The sequence below is a fragment of the Streptomyces sp. NPDC059875 genome (assembly GCF_042731085.1).
Taxonomy (GTDB): domain Bacteria; phylum Actinomycetota; class Actinomycetes; order Streptomycetales; family Streptomycetaceae; genus Streptomyces.
The window spans coordinates 58,942-78,461 of the sequence record NZ_JBHWJZ010000010.1; the positions used below are offsets into that span (position 1 = coordinate 58,942).

A 19,520-nucleotide genomic window follows, 5' to 3' on the forward strand; every position below is an offset into this window, starting at 1 on the left:
ACCCCTTCCAGAGTGAGCGGCACGGAGACCGCCACCCGGGAGGCCCGTTGCACCAGGACGACCGTGCAGGACATGTACGGACGGAGCGGAGGGCCGGAGCTCGGCCCGCGCATCGTGGCCAGAGCCCGGTCCCATCCCGCAGCGACACCGCTTCCGTCGCGCCCCGACCTCACAAGGGTCGTCAAAGGGGGTCTGTCCTTCCGTGGTGACCAGCACTAAGCGCCGCTTGTCCGACAGGCGCACCTATGTTCTCGACACCAGCGTCCTGCTGGCCGACCCCAACGCCGTGTCCCGCTTCGACGAGCACGAGGTCGTGCTCCCGATCGTCGTGGTCACCGAGTTGGAGGCCAAGCGGCACCACCCCGAGCTCGGCTACTTCGCCCGGGCGGCCCTGCGCCTCCTGGACGACTTCCGGGTCCGGTACGGACGCCTGGACTCGCCGCTCCCCATCGGGGACCTGGGCGGGACCCTGCGTGTCGAACTGAACCATTCCGACCCCGGCGTGCTCCCGGCCGGCTACCGGTTGGGGGACAACGACTCACGGATTCTGGCGGTCGCGCGGAATCTCCAGGCCGAGGGGTACGACGTCACGGTCGTCTCCAAGGACCTGCCCCTGCGCATCAAGGCGTCCTCGGTCGGTCTCCTCGCCGAGGAGTACCGCGCGGAGCTCGCCATCACGGACTCCGGTTGGACCGGAATGTCCGAACTGGCCCTCTCCGCGGACCAGGTGGACATCCTCTACGACCAGGACACGCTGTACGTCCCGGAGGCCGCCGAGCTCCCGGTGCACACGGGCCTGGTCCTGCAGTCCGAGCGGGGCAAGGCGCTCGGCCGGATCACGGCGGAGGGCAACGTCCGGCTGGTGCGGGGCGACCGGGAGGCGTTCGGCATCCGGGGCCGCAGCGCCGAGCAGCGGATCGCGCTCGATCTGCTCCTCGACCCGGACGTCGGCATCATCTCGATGGGCGGCCGGGCGGGCACGGGCAAGTCCGCGCTGGCGCTCTGCGCGGGCCTGGAGGCGGTCCTGGAGCGCCGGCAGCACCAGAAGGTGATGGTGTTCCGTCCGCTGTACGCGGTCGGCGGCCAGGAGCTCGGCTATCTGCCGGGCAGCGAGGCCGAGAAGATGAGCCCCTGGGCGCAGGCGGTCTTCGACACGCTCTCGGCGGTGGCGAGCCGTGAGGTCATCGAGGAGGTGCTCGGCCGCGGGATGCTGGAGGTCCTGCCGCTCACTCACATCCGGGGCCGCTCCCTCCACGACGCGTTCGTCATCGTGGACGAGGCCCAGTCCCTGGAGCGGAACGTTCTGTTGACCGTTCTGTCCCGGATTGGGGCGAACTCCCGCGTGGTGCTGACCCATGACGTCGCCCAGCGCGACAACCTCCGGGTCGGCCGGTACGACGGGGTCGTCGCCGTGGTCGAGAAGCTGAAGGGGCACCCGCTCTTCGCCCACGTGACCCTGACCCGCTCGGAGCGCTCGCAGATCGCCGCGCTCGTGACCGAGATGCTGGAGGACGGCCAGATCTGACCCGTTTCGTACACTCCCGTACCCGTACGGGAGTTGGCGCCGCCCGGCAAAGCGCAGGAGCTTAGCCGGGCGGCGTCGTGCTGTCCGCTGATTCGACCAAAACCCCTGTGACTTACGAGGTGTGAGCTTTCACACGCAACGCAGAATTGCCTTGCGGCGTCGGCGTCCGGCAGAGTCTTGCTTCCGTCAGGCCCCGCATACGGCACACGTGCACCTTCAGGGGTGCCGCACCACACAACTCAACAACCGTTCGCCGTATGCCGCCCACAGCACCACGGGCCCGTGTCTTCTGTGACCCATTTCGTCGGAGACCAGCGCCAGGGGCACGATTTCGCCCGCTTGGTCACCTGCGTGGGCGATGCTGGAAGGAAACCGTGTGAGCCGGATCTCGGTCCGGGGATTCGCGGTGGCTTCGGCCACTGCGGTCACCACCGTCGGCGCCGTCGTGGGTGTTGCCTCGGGCAACACCCAGCCCTCGGACGACAACTTCGAGGCCACCGCGGCCGACACCACGCTGCTCGCGGACATCCCCGCGGGCGAGCAGGCCCAGGTACAGGTCTCCTCGCTCTCGGAGCAGGCCGCCGTCCAGGCCGCCGCGGCCGACTCGGCCGTGAAGAAGTCCGCGGAGGAAGCGGCCCGCATCCAGGCCGCCAAGGACGCCGAGGCGAAGAAGAAGGCCGCCGACAAGGCGGAGCAGGAGCGCAAGGAGGCCGCCGAGCGCGCCGAACGCTCCTCGGTCCGCGACGCGTCGAGCTTCTCCGCCCAGGGCTCGTACTCCATCGCCGAGGTCAAGGCGATCGCGCGCCAGATGATCCCGGCCTCGCAGTTCCAGTGCTTCAGCAACATCGTGGACCACGAGTCCGGCTGGAACTACCGCGCGACCAACCCGTCTTCGGGCGCGTACGGTCTCGTCCAGGCTCTCCCCGGTTCGAAGATGTCGACGGCAGGCGCCGACTGGCAGACGAACCCGGCCACCCAGATCAAGTGGGGCCTGAGCTACATGAACAACCGCTACGACAGCCCCTGCGGCGCGTGGTCGTTCTGGCAGGCCAACCGCTGGTACTAGACCGGCGAGCTCAACCTTGTGGAGCCCCCCACCGTCCTACGGTGGGGGGCTTCATGCGTGTAGGTTCTGGTCCACGGGCTCCCCGGGGGAGTGAGCGGGGGGAAGAGGGAAGATCATGTCCAGACTGCCAGGATGGCTGAACCGGCTGGGCGACGGCCTGAGTCGCATGGGCGACCGCCTGGACGAGCGCCGCGCGCGTACGGAGAGCGCCGGCGGACTCGACGCCACGAACGGTACGTCCGGATCCCCGGCCGAACCCGGGCGCGAGCCCGGCCCCGGGCCGGCCACGGGACAGGCCGCCGGTGAGCCGGCGGCCGAGGCGCCGGGCCACGGGCCCACTGGCGAGGCCGAGGCGGCCTTCGACGGGGAACCGCACCCCAAGGGCGCGTCGTTCCAGTCCGCGCGGTGGCCCGGGCGGCGGGCGCCGTGGACCGGGAGCACCGCCGTCTCCGTGCCCGCGCCGCCGGACTACGCCCCCGCCGTCGCCGCGCGACCCGACCCGGTCGCCGCGATCCCGTGGGGCATGAGGGTCGCGGCCGAGGCCGGCTGGCGGCTGCTTGTGCTCGCCGGCACGGTCTGGGTGCTGATGAAGGTGATCAGCTCGGTCCAGCTGGTCGTCCTCGCCTTCGTCGCGGCGCTGCTCATCACCGCGCTGCTCCAGCCCACCGTGAAGTGGCTGCGCCGGGCCGGGCTGCCGCGCGGAGTGGCCACGGCCGTCACGGCCGTCGCCGGCTTCGTGATCATGGGTCTCGTCGGCTGGTTCGTGGTCTGGCAGGTCATGGACAACATCGACAACCTGTCCGACCGGGTCCGGGACGGCATCGAAGAGCTCAAGCAGTGGCTGCTCGACAGTCCGTTCCACGTGACCGAGAAGCAGATCAACGACATCGCCAAGAACCTCAGCGACACCGTCGGTGCCAATACCGAGCAGATCACCTCCGCCGGACTCCAGGGCGTGACCGTGATCGTCGAGGCGCTGACCGGCATCCTGCTCGCGATGTTCTCCACGCTCTTCCTGCTGTACGACGGCAAGAAGGTCTGGCAGTGGACGCTGAAGCTGGTGCCCGCCCAGGCCCGCCCCGGCGTCGCGGGCGCCGGGCCCCGGGCCTGGCGGACGCTGACCGCGTATGTGCGCGGCACGGTGCTCGTCGCGCTGATCGACGCGGTCTTCATCGGCCTCGGGCTCTACTTCCTCGATGTCCCGATGGCCGTCCCGCTCGCCGTGTTCATCTTCCTCTTCGCCTTCATCCCGCTGGTCGGCGCCGTCATCTCCGGCGCGCTCGCGGTCGTGGTCGCCCTGGTCACCAACGGGGTGTTCACCGCCCTGATGGTGCTCATCGTGGTCCTCGCCGTGCAGCAGATCGAGGGCCATGTCCTCCAGCCGTTCATCCTGGGCCGGGCGGTCCGGGTCCACCCGCTCGCCGTCGTCCTCGCGGTCGCGGCCGGCGGACTGACCGCCGGCATCGGCGGTGCGGTGGTGGCGGTGCCGCTGGTGGCGGTCACCAACACGGTGGTCGGCTACCTCCGTGCGTACAGCCAGGAACAGGCCCTGCTGAGCGCGCCGGAGCCACGCGGGGCGACCGCGTACGAGGTGGCGCCGACACCGGCGCCCGGGTCGGCAGATAGGGGCGACGCGTGATCTCCGAGCCGGAACTGGTGGGCGGCGTCGACTTCCCGACCGGCCAGGTGCTCGTGGTGGAGCCCCCGCGGACGAAGGCCCCTGGGCCGCGACGCCCGTGGCTGTGGGCGCTCGGCGGCGCCGTGGTGACCTCGGCGGTGTGGGCCGGCGGCCTCTACGCGTACGAGCGGACCCAGGGCGACGGGGTCGACCTGGCCGGATACCGTACGGTCGACCAACTCTGCGAGAAGGCGCAGCTGAAGGCGCTCTCCGAGGTCCTCGGCACGCAGTCGACGGACGCGGGCTCCCCGACGGAGAAGCACCCCGCCCTGGACCGGGCGCGATGCTCGGTCACGCTGGGGTCTCCGGAGACCGGGTACAGCGCCGAGATCTCGTACGACCTGCACAAGGTGACCGACCCGGGGCCCGAGTTCGAGGCGCGGTTGGGGGACATGGCGGCGGACGCCGAGCCGGTCGAAGGCATCGGTGAACGGGCGTTCTTCCACCGTGACGACGACGACTCCGGCGCCTGGATGCGCGTCCTCGACGGTCAGGCCGAGCTGGAGATCTGGATCAGCTCGCAGCAGACCTGGGACGTGGAGACGGACGAGGCCGTGCCGAGCACGAAGACGGTCGATCTGTCCGGCATCGACACCGTGCTGGCCCAGGACCTGAGGACCCTGATGGCGGCGCTCAAGCGGTGACGTCCGGAGAGCGAAGGAAGGGCCCCGGGGCGCGAAAACCCCGGGGCCCTTCTCGTCACGCCCTGTGCCTCACTCGGAGATGAGCGCTTCCGCGTCCAGCGTCACGCCGACCGCCTGGATCACCGAGGCGATCTTGACGGCCTCCTGGATCGTCTCGCGGTCGACACCGGCCTTGCGCAGGACCTGCTCGTGCGAGTCCAGGCACTGGCCGCAGCCGTTGATCGCGGAGACGGCCAGCGACCACAGCTCGAAGTCGACCTTCTCGACACCCGGGTTGCCGATGACGTTCATCCGCAGACCGGCGCGCATCGTCCCGTACTCCGGGTCCGACAGCAGGTGCCGGGTCCGGTAGAAGACGTTGTTCATCGCCATGATCGCGGCGGCGGACTTGGCCGCCGTGTACGCCTCGGGCTTGAGGTTGGCCTTGGCCTCCGGCTCCAGCTCCGCCAGGACCTTCGGCGAGCGCGAGGCGATCGCGCAGGCCAGGACCGTGCCCCAGAGCTGCTGCTGCGGCAGCTCGCTGTTGCCGATCACCGAACCGAGGTTCAGCTTCAGGTCCTTGGCGAAGTCCGGGATGGCGGACTTGAGTTCGTCGAGAGCCATGTCAGATCACTCGCCCGACAGGAGCGCGGCCGCGTCGAGGGTGTTCTCGCCCTTGTTCCAGTTGCAGGGGCACAGCTCGTCGGTCTGCAGGGCGTCCAGGACCCGCAGGACCTCCTTCGGGTTACGGCCGACGGAGCCCGCGGTCACCATGGTGAACTGGATCTCGTTGTTCGGGTCGACGATGAAGACGGCGCGCTGGGCGAAGCCGTCCTCGCCCTCGACGCCGCAGTCGCGCATGAGCTCGTGCTTGGAGTCGGCGAGCATCGGGAAGGGCAGGTCACGCAGGTCGGCGTGGTCCTTGCGCCAGGCGTGGTGCACGAACTCGGAGTCGCCGGAGACGCCGAGGATCTGGGCGTCGCGGTCCGCGAACTCGTCGTTCAGCTTGCCGAAGGCGGCGATCTCGGTCGGGCAGACGAAAGTGAAGTCCTTGGGCCAGAAGAACACCACACGCCACTTGCCCTCGTAGGACTTGTGGTCGATCTGCTCGAACTCCTTGCCGCTCTCCAGCGACACGCAGGCGGTCAGGTCGTAGGTGGGGAACTGGTCACCGACAGTGAGCACGCGCTCTCCTTGCACAGGAGGAAGTCCCTTTTGGGGGCTTCCGAGGGGGGTTGGACGTGGGCTCATCCTGGCACGGAGTGCATTGATCAGTGAAATAGCTAGACTGGGTCGCGTTGATCGAAGGTGGTTATCAGTGGGATCTCCGTACGGCCCGTACAACGGCCCGACGCGCGGCAAACAGCCCAGTCTTTCCCAGCTCAGAGCGTTCGTGGCGGTCGCCGAGCAGCTGCACTTCCGGGACGCCGCCGCGGCGATCGGCATGAGTCAGCCGGCGCTCTCGGGCGCGGTGTCGGCTCTCGAAGAGGCACTCGGTGTCCAGCTCCTCGAGCGTACGACGCGCAAGGTACTGCTCTCGCCCGCCGGGGAGCGGCTCGCGGTGCGGGCGAAGGCCGTCCTGGACGCCGTGGCGGAGCTGATGGAGGAGGCGGAGGCGGCGCAGGCGCCGTTCACCGGGGTGCTGCGGCTCGGCGTGATCCCGACCGTCGCCCCGTATCTGCTGCCCACCGTCCTGAGCCTGGTCCACCGGCGCTACCCGGAGCTCGACCTGCAGGTCCACGAGGAGCAGACCTCCTCGCTCCTGGACGGGCTCGCGGCCGGACGGCTCGACCTGCTGCTGCTCGCCGTGCCCCTCGGGGTCCCGGGAGTGACCGAACTCCCGCTCTTCGACGAGGACTTCGTGCTCGTCGCGCCGGAGGGGCATCCGCTGGCCGGCCGCGACGACGTCCCGCGCGAGGCGCTCAAGGAGCTCAACCTGCTGCTCCTGGACGAGGGGCACTGTCTGCGCGACCAGGCCCTCGACATCTGCCGCGAGGCCGGCCGCACCGAAGGGGCGCCGGTCACCACGACCGCGGCGGGGCTGTCCACGCTGGTCCAGCTGGTGGCGGGCGGCCTCGGTGTGACGCTGCTGCCGCGCACGGCCGTCAAGGTCGAGACCGCCCGCAACACGGCGCTGTTCACCGGCTCGTTCGCCGATCCGGCGCCCTCCCGGCAGGTGGCCCTCGCCATGCGGACGGGCGCGGCCCGGCAGGCGGAGTTCGAGGAGCTGGCCGAGGCCCTGCGGGGCGCGATGAAGCGCCTTCCGGTACGGATCGTGGGCGCCGGCGGCTGACATCCCGGCCGGCGCCCCTCCCGTACTACTCCGTCCTGAGCCCGTCCGCCCGCATCAGCCGCCACAACGGCGGCAGGCTCAGCAACGTCACGGCCACGATGAGCCCGGCGCCGACCCCGGTCACCGGCAGGAAGATCCACCAGTCCTCGACCTGCTTGCCGATCATCTTCAGGAGGGCCACGCCCAGGCCGAGTCCGCCGATCACCGCGAGCGCGAGGCCGAGGGTGATCGGCACCGCCGTCTGCCACAGGACCGACCAGCCCAGTGTGGTCCGTCGGGTGCCGAAGGCGACCAGCGAGGACAGCAGCCGCTTGCGGTCCCGCAGTTGCTCGAGCGTCGTCACGAGGAGCGAGGCCGCCACGAGGAGCATGGTCGCGGTCGCGCCGGCCAGGATCCCGGTGCGGACGCTGCTGTACTGCTCGTCCCGCTCGATGTTCTGGAGGGTACGGACCCAGGCCAGCGGGTCGATGGACGCGGCCGTGTTCCGTACGTGCTCGACGGCGTCCGGCACCGCCGGGTCGACCCGTACCATCGCGCCCGCCTCCGGGGCCTCGAGCCGTGTCGCGTCCAGGGCCGACGGGGTGGCGAAGACGCCGAACTGCAAGCGGCCCATGGGGTCGCGGCGGGAGTCGACCGTGCGCGCCGTGTCCGGGATCCGCCAGGTCGGCATCGGACCACCCTTGTGGCGTTCGGGGTCGCGCAGGTCGACCAGGGCGCCCGGCCGGGCGGTCTCGGCGAGGTAGGAGTCGTCCGGGCCGCCCTCGGCGCCGTGCGTCTGCGCGATGAAGACGTCGCCGTCCTTGCACGAGGGCAGATGCGCCAGCTCCGCGAGCGAGGCGCAGTCGGCGACGACGACCGCGGTGCTGGGACCGAATTCCTCGCCCGCCCTGACCGGACCCGGTCGGTGGATGTGCGCGGTGATCGTCGCGACGGCGCCGGTGACGCCCTCGGTCTTCGAGAGCTTCGCGATCATCTCGCGGGCCTCGTCGCCGTCCTTGGCCGTGATCTGGGTCTCCAGCTGAGCCCGCGCGGTGTCCATGTTCGTGACCCGCATGAAGTCGTTCTGCATCGCGTGGAAGAGCATCTGGAGCGCGATCGCCCCGGCCGCGGCGACCACGATCCCGCTGACCGCCCTGGCCGCCGTACCGCTGCTCAACTGGAGTCTTCGGGTGGCCAGTTGCCAGGCCACGGGCCCGCCGCGCAGCCGCTTGACGAACGCCTCCACCAGCCAGGGCAGCAGGGTGGTGAGACCGGTCAGGGCGAGGGCGGCGCCTGCGGCGACCCCGGCGGTGTTGATCGACGTGTCCCGGATCTCGACGTCGCCGGCCATCGGGACGAGCAGTGCGGCTCCGGCCGCGACGAGCAGCAGCCGCCACCACAGCCGGCGCGGGCGCGGCGTCGTGGTGCGGACGACGCCGAGGGGCTCGATCGCGACCCCGCGCAGCGCGAAGAGCGTCACGGCGACCGCCGAGACCGGCACGACCGTCAGGATGAGCGCGGCGAGCGCGGCCGTGGGCACCACGTCGGACGGGAAGGCGTTGACGTCCCACACCGTGACCGTGCCGGTGAGCTGTCGGCCCAGGGCGAAGAGCCCGGCGCCGACGGCGAGGCCGAGCAGCGCCCCCGCCAGTGACTCGCCGGCGGCGATCCGCCGGGTCATGGCGGTGTCCGCGCCGACCAGGCGCAGTGCGGCGAGCCGCCGGTCGCGCTGTTCGCCGCCGAAGCGTACGGCGGTCGCGACGAAGACGAGCACCGGCAGGAGCAGGACGACACAGGCGATGACGACGAGCAGGAGCAGGAAGGCGTTGAACGGCTCCTCGGGGACCGACCAGCCGTAGCGTGTGCCGCGCCCGTCGTAGTTGTCCATGGTGAGCGTGGAGGTGCCGGCGACGTACCGCAGTTCGGCCGGGCCGATCAGTCCGGCCTCGCCGATCGTGCCGGTGATCCGGTAGGGGATCCGTTCGCGGAGGAGGGCGCCGTCCGGGGAGGCGAGCAGCTCGCCGAGCGCGGGGGAGACCAGCATCTCGCCCGCCGCGGGCAGCTTCGCGGCGCCCGGGGGGAGCGCGACGTCCGGACCCTCGGGTTGCAGCAGCAGGCCGGTGACACCGTCTCCGCGGTAGACGGTCTGGTGGCGGACGTAGAGAAAGGTGTCGGCGCCGGGGCGGGTGTGCTCCTGACTCGCCTCGACGTCCCGGGAGGACTCCCGCACCTCGCGCTGGAACATCATGGTCGGGATGGATGCGGCCAGGAGCAGCAGGGCGACGCCGAGGCCGATGCCGGTGGCGGTCAGGGCCGTACGGATCCAGCCCTGCCGGCCTCCGGTGACCGCGAACCGGGCGCCGAGCGTCAGGTCGCGGGACCAGGTACGGAGCTTCATGCCGCCCACTCCGTGTCCCGGACGGCGCCGTCGCGGACGACGACCTCACGGTCGGAGTAGGCCGCGACCCGGGCCTCGTGGGTGACGAGGACGACGGCGGCGCCGGTGTCCCGGGCCGCGTCCGTGAGCAGCTGCATCACACGCTCGCCGTTGAGCGAGTCGAGCGCGCCGGTCGGTTCGTCGGCGAAGATCACCCGCGGGGCGCTGACGAGCGCGCGGGCGACCGCGACCCGCTGGCCCTGGCCGCCGGATATCTCACCGGGTCGCTTGGCGCCGACGTCGTCGACTTCCAGGCGCGTCAACCACTCGCGCGCCCGGGACTCGGCGCTCTTGCGTCGCTCCCCGTTCAAACGCAGCGGAAGGGCGACGTTCTCGACGCACGTCAGTTCCGGCACCAGCTGCCCGAACTGGAAGACGAAGCCGAAGTCGGTGCGGCGCAGGGCGCTGCGCTCGCCGTCCGACAGGGCGGTCAGCTCGCGCCCGTCGTAGGTGATGGTTCCGGCGTCGGGCCGGACGATTCCGGCGAGACAGTGCAGCAGCGTGGACTTCCCGGAGCCCGAGGGGCCCATGACGGCGACGACCTCGCCGGACCGGATGGCGAACTCGGCGCCCGAGAGCGCCGGGGTCGGTCCGTACGCCTTGTCCATCCCGCTGGCCCGGAGCAGGGGAGTGGTGGTCATCGACGGATCTCCTCGGCGAGCCGGTCGAGACGGGCGGCGGTCAGTTCCAGCCAGCGAAGATCGGCTTCGAGGTGGAACAGCGCGTGGTCGCAGATCAGCTGGTCGGCGAGATCGCCGTCCTTCTTGCGCCGGGTCAGCTCCCGCATGAGCCGCAGATGCTCCGCGCGCTGGACGTCGAGCAGCTCGGCCGCCCCGCGTCCGGTGAGCAGCGCGAGGACGACCTTGGTGTAGAGCGTGGACTGGAGGTACGGCTCCGGCTTCTCCGGGCGGCGCAGCCACTGCCCGACATCGGTGACCCCGGCCTCGGTGATGGCGTACCGCTTCCGCTCGGGGCCGCCGCCCGCCTCGATGCCGTCCACCTCGACCAGGCCGTTCTTCAGCAGCCGGGACATCGTCGAGTAGACCTGCCCGTAGTGCAGTGGCCGGTCGTGGCCGAATTTCTCGTCGAAGGCGCGCTTGAGGTCGTAGCCGTGGCGCGGACCGGACTCCAGGAGCCCGAGAAGGGTGTGTCCGATTGACATGCCGTCACTCTACACCCGGTGTATACGCGCGATGTATAGCTCTCGCGAGCGGGCGAGGACCGGCCATGTGGTCGGCGTCGCACAACCATCCCGGCCCCAGGAGCGTCGGTTCCAGCGGGACGGGTGCTGATTCTCACGTCCGGAAAAGACCGGATCGATAGCCCTTTGTCAGCATCAGCGGTGTTAGCTTGCTGAGCTGATCCGGCGCGGGCACAGGTCCCGCGACCACGACGAGCGGAGCGACGGAGAACATGGGCCGAGCGGAAAAGAGCCAGGGGAAGAAGGGCGGGCGGATACGCCGACTCTTCACCTGGAAGAAACTCCTGGGCACGTTCTTCGTCGGCTGCCTGCTCGTGATGGGCGCCTTCTACGCGATCTACCTGATGGTCCCGGTGCCTGTGGCCAACGCCCAGGCGACCATGCAGAGCAACGTCTACAAGTACGCGAACGGCAAGATCCTCGCCAGGACCGGCGAGATCAACCGCGAGATCGTGGGCCTGGAGAAGATCCCGACCGAGGTCCAGAACGCCTTCGTCGCCGCCGAGAACAAGACCTTCTACAAGGACAACGGCGTCGACATCAAGGGCACCACCCGCGCCGCCTGGTCCACGATCACCGGCAAGGGCAAGCAGGGTGGCTCGACCATCACCCAGCAGTACGTCAAGAACTTCTACCTGAGCCAGGACCAGACCGCGACGCGCAAGCTCAAGGAAATGGTGATCGCGCTCAAGGTCGACCAGCGCATGGGGAAGCCCGAGATCCTCGCCGGGTACATGAACACCAGCTACTACGGCCGCAGCGCCTACGGCATCCAGGCCGCCGCCCAGTCGTACTACGGCATCGACGCCTCCAAGCTGAACGTCGCCCAGGGCGCCTACCTCGCCTCCCTGCTCCAGGCCCCCAACCAGTACGACTGGACCTCCGCCACGCCGACCGGCCGCAAGCTCGTCGAGGAGCGCTGGAACTACACCCTCGACAACATGGTCGAGGAGGGCTGGCTCGACGCGACCACGCGCGCCACGCTGAAGTTCCCCGTCCCGCAGAAGGAGAAGGCCGCCCCCGGCATGGAGGGCCAGCGGGGCTACCTCGTCGAGGCCGCCAACCAGGAGCTGATGCGGCAGGGCATCAAGGCGGAGGACATCAAGGCCGGCGGCTGGACGATCACCCTCAACATCGACGAGAAGAAGCAGAAGAACCTGGTCAAGGCGGTCGAGCGGCAGCTGGAGGCGAAGCTCGACCGCAAGGGCGACAAGAAGGACGCCACCGTCCAGGCCGGCGCCACCTCCGTCGACCCGAAGACCGGCAAGGTCGTCGCGATGTACGGCGGCATCGGCGCCACCGAGCACTGGACGTCGAACGCCACCCGCCGCGACTACCAGCCCGCCTCGACCTTCAAGCCGATCGTGCTCGCCTCCGCGCTGGAGAACGACGCCAAGACCCAGGACGACCGCGAGATCGGCCTCGGCACCATCTACGACGGCACCAGCAAGCGGCCGGTCGTGGGCGGCGACGTGGACTTCGCTCCGGAGAACGAGGACAACAGGAGCTACGGCCCCGTCACCGTCCAGAAGGCCACCAACAGCTCGATCAACTCGGTCTACGCCCAGATGATCGTGGACGTCGGCCCGGGGAACGTGAAGCGGACCGCCCTCGACCTCGGCATGAAGGACGGCCCGGACTTCGGGGAGAGCCCCGCGATGTCGCTCGGCACCATGGGCGCCTCCACCTGGGACATGGCCGGCGCCTACGCGACGCTCGACAACCACGGTGTGAAGGTCACCCCGACCATCGTGAAGTCCGCCGAGCACAAGGACCGCAAGGCCGATCCGGTGAAGCCGATCGGCGAGCAGGTCATCAGCCGCGAGACCGCCGACACCGTCACCAAGGCCATGACCGGCGTCGTCAGCAGCGGCTCCGGGACCCGGGCGGCCGGCGATTACGCCGCGGCCGGCAAGACGGGTACGTCGGAGAACAACCGCTCGGCCTGGTTCGTCGGCTACACCCCCGAACTCGTCACCGCGGTCGGCCTCTTCGGCGAGGACCCCAAGGGCAACCAGGTCACCCTCACCGACACGATCAACCAGGGCCGCGCCAACGGCGGCAGGACCCCGGCCCAGATCTGGGGCGACTACACCACCGCGGCGCTCGACGGCGGTTCCGACGCCCGCTTCGACCTGGAGGTCGACGACTCCTCGGTCCTGGAGCCGAACCCGACCCCGACGCAGTCCACCGAGGCCCCGACCACGACCCCGCCGCCCACCACCGGGTCCCCGGACCCGACGCCGCCGCCGACCTCGACGGCGACCACGCCGCCGCAGCCGACGAACACCATCACGGTGCCGCCGCCGCCGACGGAGACGACGGATCCGAAGCCGCCGACGATCGAACCGCCGGTCGACGGCGACGAGGACCTACGCGACCGGCAGTGACATGACGAAGGCCGGACCCTGGAGGGTCCGGCCTTCGTCATACGCCATGCGTCCCGCACGAGATCTACGTACGCGTGGGCAGCTCGAACCAGACCACCTTGCCGCCCGAGAGCCGCGTCGCCCCCCACCGCCTCGCCAGCCGGTTCACCAGGAAGAGCCCGCGCCCTCCCTCGTCGGTGTCCCGCGCCCGGCGCTGCCGGGGCAGCTGCGGGGAGTCGTCGCCGACCTCGCAGCGCAGCACGTCGGTCTTGAGCAGACGCAGCGTCACCGGCCGCTCCGCGTACCGCACGGCGTTCGTCACGACCTCGCTGATCAGCAGCTCGACCGAGTCCGAGAGCTCCTCCAGGTCCCAGCGGGCGAGCGCCCGCCGTGCGAGCCGTCGCGCCCGGCCCGGGGCCGCGTCCTCCGGTTCCAGGAACCAGTAGGCCACGTCACTGGGCGCGATCCCGTCGAAACGTGCCGCGAGCAGCGCGATGTCGTCGTCCCGGTCGCCGGGGCCGAGCATGTCGAGGACGTCGTCGCAGAGCGCCTCCAGAGGCGGCGAGTGATCCGGACCGGTCAGCTGGGCGGTCGCCGCCAGGCGCTCCCGCAGCTGCTCGATCCCGGTCCACACGTCCCGCAGCCGGGACTCGACCAGGCCGTCCGTGTAGAGGAGCAGCGTGGCGCCGGCAGGCGCGTCCAGCTCCACCGCCTCGAAGTCGACCCCGCCCACGCCGATCGGCGCCCCCGGCGGAACACGCAGGACCTCCGCCCGGCCGCCGAGGTGCAGCAGTATCGGCGGCGGATGGCCGGCGTTGGCGATCGTGATCCGGTGCGAGACCGGGTCGTACACCGCATACATGCAGGTCGCCATCCGGTCCTGGCCGAGCCGCTGGGCCTGCTCGTCCAGGTGGTGCAGCACCTCCTGCGGCGGCAGGTCGAGCCCGGCCAGGGTCTGCGCGGTGGTGCGCAGCTGGCCCATGATCGCCGCGGAGGTCATGGAGTGGCCCATCACGTCGCCGACGACCAGGGCGACCCGGCTGCCGGGCAGCGGGATCGCGTCGTACCAGTCACCGCCGACCCGGGCCGTCTCGGCGGCCGGCAGATAGCGGGAGGCGAGCCGGACGCCCGTCGGCTGCGGCAGCGAGTCCGGGAGCATCGTGCGCTGCAGCTCGTCGGCGATGTACGCCTCGCGGCCGTACAGCACGGCCTTGTCGATGCCGAGCGCGGTGTGGGTCGCCAGCTGGGCCGCGACCAGGAGGTCGTTGGGCTCGAAGCCGGGCCGTTCGGGACGGCGGAGGAAGACCGCGGCGCCGATCACCCGGCGGCGGCCCCGCAGCGGGGCGAGGATCGCCCGGTGCCCGCCGGGCAGCACGTGCTCGTGCCCGAGCAGCTCGGGCAGCGCGGCACGGGCGGCGGCGGAGTCGCCGAAGACCGGCCGCACCCCGCGCAGCACCTCGGCGAGCGCGCCGCCGGAGCGGACCTCGCACAGTTCGGCGGCCGGGGTCGGGTCGGGATCGGGGACGAGGATCAGCTCCTCGCCCTCCACGTCCGTTAAACGGAGCCGGTCGGTACGGCGCAGCCGCAGCACGAACGGCGCGACCGGCCGCTCGTCGCCCACCGGGAGCGGGTCGCGCAGATAGACCAGGATCGCGTCGGAGAACGTCGGCACGGTCGCCCGGCACAGCCCGAGCACGATCTCGTCGAGGTCTATCCCGCGCGCGATCCGCCGGGTCGCCGCGCCCACGAACCGCAGCCGGTCGCCCTCGCGCCGCGCGGCGGCGACGTCCTGTGCGACCGGTGCCCCCGGGGCGGCGTTCACGGCCACCGCGGCCGCCGGCGCGCCGACCTGCGCGGGCGCCCCGCCACCGGCGGGTGCCGCCGCGGGTGCGGCGCCCTGTCCGGGCACGGGAGCGCCCCCGGGCGCGGGATCGCCGCCCGTGCCCGGGCGACTCGCCTCGCCTCCGGCGTGCTCGCCGCCTGCCGCGCGGTGGCCGTCCGGGCGGCCCTGCTGCGAGGGGACGCCGCCGGCCGGCTTCGCGCCGGGGTGACCGTCCGCGGTGCCGGACCGGGATCCGGGCGCCCCCGCACTCGACGGCCCCGCCTCGGCCGCTTCCTGGCGGGGGCGGGTGCGCTCGTGCGACCGGGCAGCCAGCGGCTGCCGGCCTTCGTGGGAGGTGGGATGCTCCGTCACGCGTGGGATTCCGTCCGTCCGGGCCGGTGGTGCGATGCACTCGCTCTTCTCGCCGATGCCGCGCCTTCACCGGGGATAAACCCCTGGCACGCGGTGGATGTGAATGCCCCGCGAGCAGCGGCTACGACAGGGGTCGGAACACCCGGGCACACGTCCGGCACTGCTCTCCCCCTCAAGAATGACTTACGGTCAGGTCCTGCGCTGTGCTCTGTGGTTGACGCCTCGTTCGGTTGATCACCGCCTTGCGGAGGACGATCCTACGTTTGCACCCCGGGGGCGCATCAAGGGTCTCACGGTGCCGTATGCGCCGGAGTGCGATCCCAGTCCACCGGCAGCTCGGGCACGGTCCACTGCGGATCGGGCCGCCAGTCCTCCCATCCGTCGGAGAACGGCGCGCCCCACGCCCGGATCACCTCGACCGCGGCGCGGCCCGCCGCCCGCACCCGCGCGGCCTGCGCCGCGTCCATCAGACCGGCCCGCTGGGCCTGCGCGAACTCGTCCTCGTCCCGCCACAGCCAGCTGCGGTCGGGGTAGACGGAGATGTCGAGGAAGTGGTCCTCGGAGTCGATGCCTCCGGACCACCGGGTGCGCGGCTCCTCGAGGTTGACGTACCAACTGCGGAAGCGCCAGCCGCGCTCCCAGAACAGCCAGACCGACCACGGATCCGCCGGCCGGGCCAGCTTCAGGACGCCCGTGCCGAACCAGCGCGAGCGGGCGGTGGTGCGCGGGGCGGTGTAACGGGTGGCGAGCGGCTCCTCGTGTACGGGAGTCCCGTCGGCGAGCACCGGTTTGACGCACTCGGTGCCCGGGGCCATCCAGACGGCGAGCAGCTCGGCGTCGTCCTGGACGACGGTCACCGGCCGGCAGATGTGCACCGCGCCGGAGCCGTTGCCGCGGTAGCGCCAGAGGATGTGCTCCCCAGGCGCCCAGTGCTGAGGGCCGCCCGATCCTGTCATGCGCAGATCTTAGGGGCGGCCCCCCGCCGCCGCTGCGGCACAGGTCACGGATGAGTCATACGCAGCACGTCGAGCGCTTCGTCGAGTTGTTCGACCGTGAGGTCGCCCCGCTCCACGTACCCGGACTCCAGGACCACCTGGCGGATCGTCTTCCGCTCCGCCAGGGACTTCTTGGCCACCTTCGCGGCCTCCTCGTAGCCGATGTACTTGTTCAGCGGGGTGACGACGGACGGCGAGGACTCGGCGTACTCCCGGGCCCGCTCGACGTTGGCGGTGATGCCGTCGACCGTCCGGTCCGCGAGCAGGCGCGAGGCGTTCGACAGCAGCCGCACGGACTCCAGGAGGTTCTTGGCGATCACCGGGAGCATCACGTTGAGCTCGAAGTTCCCGGCCGCGCCCGCGACCGCCACCGTGGTGTCGTTCCCGGTCACCTGCGCGGCGACCATCAGGACCGCCTCGGGAATGACCGGGTTCACCTTGCCCGGCATGATCGAGGAGCCGGGCTGGAGGTCGGGGAGGTTGATCTCGGCGAGGCCGGTGCGCGGGCCGCTCGCCATCCAGCGCAGATCGTTGGAGATCTTCGTGAGGCCGATGGCGATGGTCCTGAGCTGGCCGGACGTCTCCACCAGGCCGTCCCGGGCGCCCTGCGCCTCGAAGTGGTCGCGGGCCTCGGTGAGCGGCAGGCCGGTCGCGTCGGCGATCTCGGAGATGACCGCGGCGGAGAAGCCGGGCGGCGTGTTGATGCCGGTGCCCACCGCCGTACCGCCGAGGGGGAGTTCGGCGAGCCGCGGCAGCGAGGCGCGCAGCCGCTCGATGCCGTACCGGACCTGGGCCGCGTAGCCACCGAACTCCTGCCCGAGGGTCACCGGCGTGGCGTCCATCAGATGCGTACGGCCGGACTTCACCACGTCCTTGAATTCGGCCGATTTCCGCTCCAGTGAGGCGGCCAGATGCGCCAGCGCGGGGATCAGGTCATGGGTGACGGCGGCCGTGGCGGCGATGTGGATCGAGGACGGGAAGACGTCGTTGGACGACTGGGAGGCGTTCACATGGTCGTTGGGGTGGACGTCCCGGCCCTCGGGGAGCCGCTCGCCCGCCAGGGTGGCGATGACCTCGTTGGTGTTCATGTTGGACGAGGTGCCCGAGCCGGTCTGGAAGACGTCCACCGGGAAGTGCTCGTCCCAGCGGCCCTCGGCGACCTCGGCGGCGGCGCCCCGGATCGCGTCCGCCAGGTCCTGGTCGATCACCCCGAGCTCGGCGTTGACCTTGGCGGCCGCGGCCTTGATCCGGGCGAGGGCCTCGATATGGGCCCGTTCGAGCCGTTGCCCGGAGACGGGGAAGTTCTCCACCGCCCGCTGGGTCTGCGCCCGCCACTTGGCGTGCGCGGGAACCCGCACCTCGCCCATCGAGTCGTGCTCGATCCGGTACTCGCTCATCTCGTCAACCTCCATGCAAAGTTGAGCACTTGTCTTGTTCCGGCTATTCCCATTGCGCGTACCGGCCAGTAAAAACCGTGGGTAACCCCACTTCCAGGAGGCGCAATGAGGCGCACCAGGTACAGACTCCGTTGGGCGATCGCGGCCACGGCCGCGGCCGCCGCGGCGTTCGGATCCATGGCGGCCGCCGTACCCGCCGGCGCGGCCGAGAGCACACCCCGTACCGCTTCCGTCGTACCGCTCCCGCCCGAGCTCGAGGCCGTCCGGGCCGCCGAGGCCACCAAGATCTACGGCAGCCCCGAGGAACGCCCGCTCGCCCAGCGCAAGACCGGCCTGATCTCGCTCGGCGACAGCGAGATCTCCGGCGAGGGCGTCGGCACCTACGAGCCGCCGACCAACGGACCGACCAACTGGTGCCACCGCTCACCCGAAGCCGCCGTCCACCGCACCGCAATCCCCGCGGACCTCACGTTCAACGTGTCCTGCTCCGGTGCCTACAGCGGCAACATCAGGATCGGCGGCTCGAAGCAGTACGCCGACGAACTCGTCCAGAGCGACAACCTCGCCATCAAGGCCCGCAACACCCGGATCAAGATGGTGCTGCTCGTCGCCGGCGCCAACGACGACCTGCAGTTCGGGCCGGTGATGACGGACTGCGTCACGCGCTATCTGACCTTCCAGGGCCCCTGCGAGCCCAAGTACGCCCCCGGCTGGCAGGCCCGCGTCGACGCGCTCGTCCCCAAGGTCGAGCAGACCGTGCGCGACCTGAGGACCGTGATGCGCGACGCCGGGTACGCCGACGGCGACTACAAGCTCGTCGTCATGGGCTACCCGAGCCCCATCGGCCCCGACTTCAACGACAACCCGAACTTCCCCGGGAAGCTCGCCTGCGGCGGGATGGGGTACGACTCCGACACCGTCTGGGGCCGCAACACCGCCGTCCCCGCCTTCGAACGCGGGATGCGCAGGGCCGCCGCGAACACCGGCGCGACCTACCTCGACAACTCGCGGCTCTTCCACGGCCACGAGGTCTGCATGGAGGACCCCTGGGCCCGGGGCCTGTACATCGACCTCTCCAAGCCCGGCACCCCGGACGAGAACTCCGTCCGGCAGTCCTTCCACCCCAACGCGCGCGGCCACGCCGCCTTCGCGTCCTGTCTCACCCAGATCTACAACTCCGGCCTGCGCGAGGCCGGCTGTGCGGACGTCGACTCCAGCGGTACGCCGACCCTCGTGCCGTACGCCTGGGACGACGTCTACAAGCCGCTGAAGAACCAGGCCACGGGGAACTGCGTGGACGTCGACGCGGCGAGCTCGAAGAACGGCACCGCGGTGCTCGGCTGGGACTGCCACGGGGGCCGCAACCAGGGCTGGTGGCACGACGCGGCGCGGCGGACGGTCCACACCGAACTCACCCAGGACCGCTGCCTGGACGTGCCGGCCGCGACGTACCAGCCGGGCGCGGCGCTGATCGTCTGGAACTGCTCGGGCGCGGCGAACCAGAAGTTCGTACGGGACGGGGCGACGATCCGGCCGGCGGCCGCGACCGGGCTCTGTCTGACGCAGGCGGCGGCGAAGCAGCCGATCCGGCTGCAGAACTGCGACGGCTCGGCGAACCAGAAGTTCGCGTAGCCGGAAGCGACGCCGTGGGCCCCCCCCCCCCCCCCGGGGCGGGGGGCCCCGCCCGGGTGAGAGCGCCGTGTTGGGGGGGGGCGCCCGCAGGGGAGCCCGCCCCCAACCCCCGGGGGACAACGGGTTGGGTG

15 protein-coding genes are annotated in these 19,520 nt (G+C 71.1%); 7 read left to right on the forward strand and 8 right to left on the reverse strand.

The window, feature by feature from the left end; all coding sequences use genetic code 11:
- Window positions 1-202: 202 nt before the first annotated feature.
- From ACFV9D_RS15035 to ACFV9D_RS15050, 4 genes are all read left to right on the forward strand, one after another.
- The gene (locus ACFV9D_RS15035) at window positions 203-1,525 is read left to right on the forward strand and encodes a PhoH family protein (RefSeq protein WP_376439674.1); all 1,323 of its coding nucleotides are present in this window, start codon (window positions 203-205) and stop codon (window positions 1,523-1,525) included.
- Between the two features lie 376 nt (window positions 1,526-1,901).
- Entirely contained in the window at window positions 1,902-2,591 is a 690-nt protein-coding gene (locus tag ACFV9D_RS15040; protein ID WP_385145437.1) for a transglycosylase SLT domain-containing protein, read from the forward strand.
- Between the two features lie 115 nt (window positions 2,592-2,706).
- Complete coding sequence (locus ACFV9D_RS15045; protein WP_385145439.1) at window positions 2,707-4,230, forward strand: AI-2E family transporter; 1,524 nt, start codon at window positions 2,707-2,709, stop codon at window positions 4,228-4,230.
- Window positions 4,227-4,913 carry a hypothetical protein gene (locus ACFV9D_RS15050; protein WP_385145441.1) on the forward strand — a complete coding sequence of 229 codons (687 nt, stop codon included), beginning with the start codon at window positions 4,227-4,229 and terminating at the stop codon, window positions 4,911-4,913. The genes ACFV9D_RS15045 and ACFV9D_RS15050 overlap by 4 nt, the downstream gene beginning before the upstream one ends.
- A gap of 69 nt (window positions 4,914-4,982) precedes the next feature.
- Here the strand turns inward: ACFV9D_RS15050 and ACFV9D_RS15055 are convergent, their stop codons facing one another.
- Complete coding sequence (locus tag ACFV9D_RS15055; protein ID WP_385145443.1) at window positions 4,983-5,516, reverse strand: alkyl hydroperoxide reductase; 534 nt, start codon at window positions 5,514-5,516, stop codon at window positions 4,983-4,985.
- Between the two features lie 6 nt (window positions 5,517-5,522).
- On the reverse strand, window positions 5,523-6,077 hold the full coding sequence (locus ACFV9D_RS15060) for a peroxiredoxin (protein WP_137993611.1): 555 nt from the start codon (window positions 6,075-6,077) through the stop codon (window positions 5,523-5,525).
- 133 nt (window positions 6,078-6,210) lie between these two features.
- Between ACFV9D_RS15060 and ACFV9D_RS15065 the strand changes: the two genes are divergently transcribed.
- A complete protein-coding gene (locus tag ACFV9D_RS15065; protein ID WP_385145445.1) occupies window positions 6,211-7,185 on the forward strand; it encodes a hydrogen peroxide-inducible genes activator in 975 nt (324 codons plus the stop codon).
- Window positions 7,186-7,210: 25 nt separating this feature from the next.
- Here ACFV9D_RS15065 and ACFV9D_RS15070 read toward each other — a convergent pair whose 3' ends face one another.
- Genes ACFV9D_RS15070 through ACFV9D_RS15080 form a run of 3 tightly spaced genes read right to left on the reverse strand, consistent with a single transcriptional unit; the run spans window position 7,211 to window position 10,763 of the window.
- Window positions 7,211-9,562, reverse strand: coding sequence for an FtsX-like permease family protein (locus tag ACFV9D_RS15070; RefSeq protein WP_385145447.1), 2,352 nt, complete (start codon window positions 9,560-9,562; stop codon window positions 7,211-7,213).
- Complete coding sequence (locus ACFV9D_RS15075) at window positions 9,559-10,242, reverse strand: ABC transporter ATP-binding protein (RefSeq protein ID WP_385145449.1); 684 nt, start codon at window positions 10,240-10,242, stop codon at window positions 9,559-9,561. Before ACFV9D_RS15075 ends, ACFV9D_RS15070 begins: the two co-directional genes overlap by 4 nt.
- Window positions 10,239-10,763 carry a PadR family transcriptional regulator gene (locus ACFV9D_RS15080; RefSeq protein ID WP_385145451.1) on the reverse strand — a complete coding sequence of 175 codons (525 nt, stop codon included), beginning with the start codon at window positions 10,761-10,763 and terminating at the stop codon, window positions 10,239-10,241. Before ACFV9D_RS15080 ends, ACFV9D_RS15075 begins: the two co-directional genes overlap by 4 nt.
- Before the next feature lie 251 nt (window positions 10,764-11,014).
- On the opposite strand from ACFV9D_RS15080, the gene ACFV9D_RS15085 reads away from it, so the two are divergent.
- Window positions 11,015-13,192: a transglycosylase domain-containing protein gene (locus tag ACFV9D_RS15085; RefSeq protein WP_385145453.1), complete on the forward strand. Its 2,178-nt coding sequence runs from the start codon at window positions 11,015-11,017 to the stop codon at window positions 13,190-13,192.
- A 64-nt stretch (window positions 13,193-13,256) separates the two neighbouring features.
- Here ACFV9D_RS15085 and ACFV9D_RS15090 read toward each other — a convergent pair whose 3' ends face one another.
- From ACFV9D_RS15090 to ACFV9D_RS15100, 3 genes are all read right to left on the reverse strand, one after another.
- Window positions 13,257-15,365: a SpoIIE family protein phosphatase gene (locus ACFV9D_RS15090; protein ID WP_385145455.1), complete on the reverse strand. Its 2,109-nt coding sequence runs from the start codon at window positions 15,363-15,365 to the stop codon at window positions 13,257-13,259.
- A 290-nt stretch (window positions 15,366-15,655) separates the two neighbouring features.
- Complete coding sequence (locus ACFV9D_RS15095) at window positions 15,656-16,321, reverse strand: DUF402 domain-containing protein (RefSeq protein ID WP_385145457.1); 666 nt, start codon at window positions 16,319-16,321, stop codon at window positions 15,656-15,658.
- Window positions 16,322-16,365: 44 nt separating this feature from the next.
- Complete coding sequence (locus ACFV9D_RS15100; RefSeq protein WP_385145459.1) at window positions 16,366-17,757, reverse strand: class II fumarate hydratase; 1,392 nt, start codon at window positions 17,755-17,757, stop codon at window positions 16,366-16,368.
- Between the two features lie 105 nt (window positions 17,758-17,862).
- Here ACFV9D_RS15100 and ACFV9D_RS15105 point away from each other — a divergent pair, with 105 nt between their 5' ends.
- The gene (locus ACFV9D_RS15105; protein ID WP_385145461.1) at window positions 17,863-19,389 is read left to right on the forward strand and encodes a ricin-type beta-trefoil lectin domain protein; all 1,527 of its coding nucleotides are present in this window, start codon (window positions 17,863-17,865) and stop codon (window positions 19,387-19,389) included.
- Window positions 19,390-19,520 lie beyond the last annotated feature (131 nt).

Coding starts and splice junctions, on each gene's coding strand:
- ACFV9D_RS15080 (WP_385145451.1), bottom strand. CDS start 10,763: ATGTCAATCGGACACACCCTTCTCGGGCTCCTGGAGTCCGGTCCGCGC.
- ACFV9D_RS15095 (WP_385145457.1), bottom strand. CDS start 16,321: ATGACAGGATCGGGCGGCCCTCAGCACTGGGCGCCTGGGGAGCACATC.
- ACFV9D_RS15070 (WP_385145447.1), bottom strand. CDS start 9,562: ATGAAGCTCCGTACCTGGTCCCGCGACCTGACGCTCGGCGCCCGGTTC.
- ACFV9D_RS15055 (WP_385145443.1), bottom strand. CDS start 5,516: ATGGCTCTCGACGAACTCAAGTCCGCCATCCCGGACTTCGCCAAGGAC.
- ACFV9D_RS15085 (WP_385145453.1), top strand. CDS start 11,015: ATGGGCCGAGCGGAAAAGAGCCAGGGGAAGAAGGGCGGGCGGATACGC.
- ACFV9D_RS15100 (WP_385145459.1), bottom strand. CDS start 17,757: ATGAGCGAGTACCGGATCGAGCACGACTCGATGGGCGAGGTGCGGGTT.
- ACFV9D_RS15075 (WP_385145449.1), bottom strand. CDS start 10,242: ATGACCACCACTCCCCTGCTCCGGGCCAGCGGGATGGACAAGGCGTAC.
- ACFV9D_RS15045 (WP_385145439.1), top strand. CDS start 2,707: ATGTCCAGACTGCCAGGATGGCTGAACCGGCTGGGCGACGGCCTGAGT.
- ACFV9D_RS15105 (WP_385145461.1), top strand. CDS start 17,863: ATGAGGCGCACCAGGTACAGACTCCGTTGGGCGATCGCGGCCACGGCC.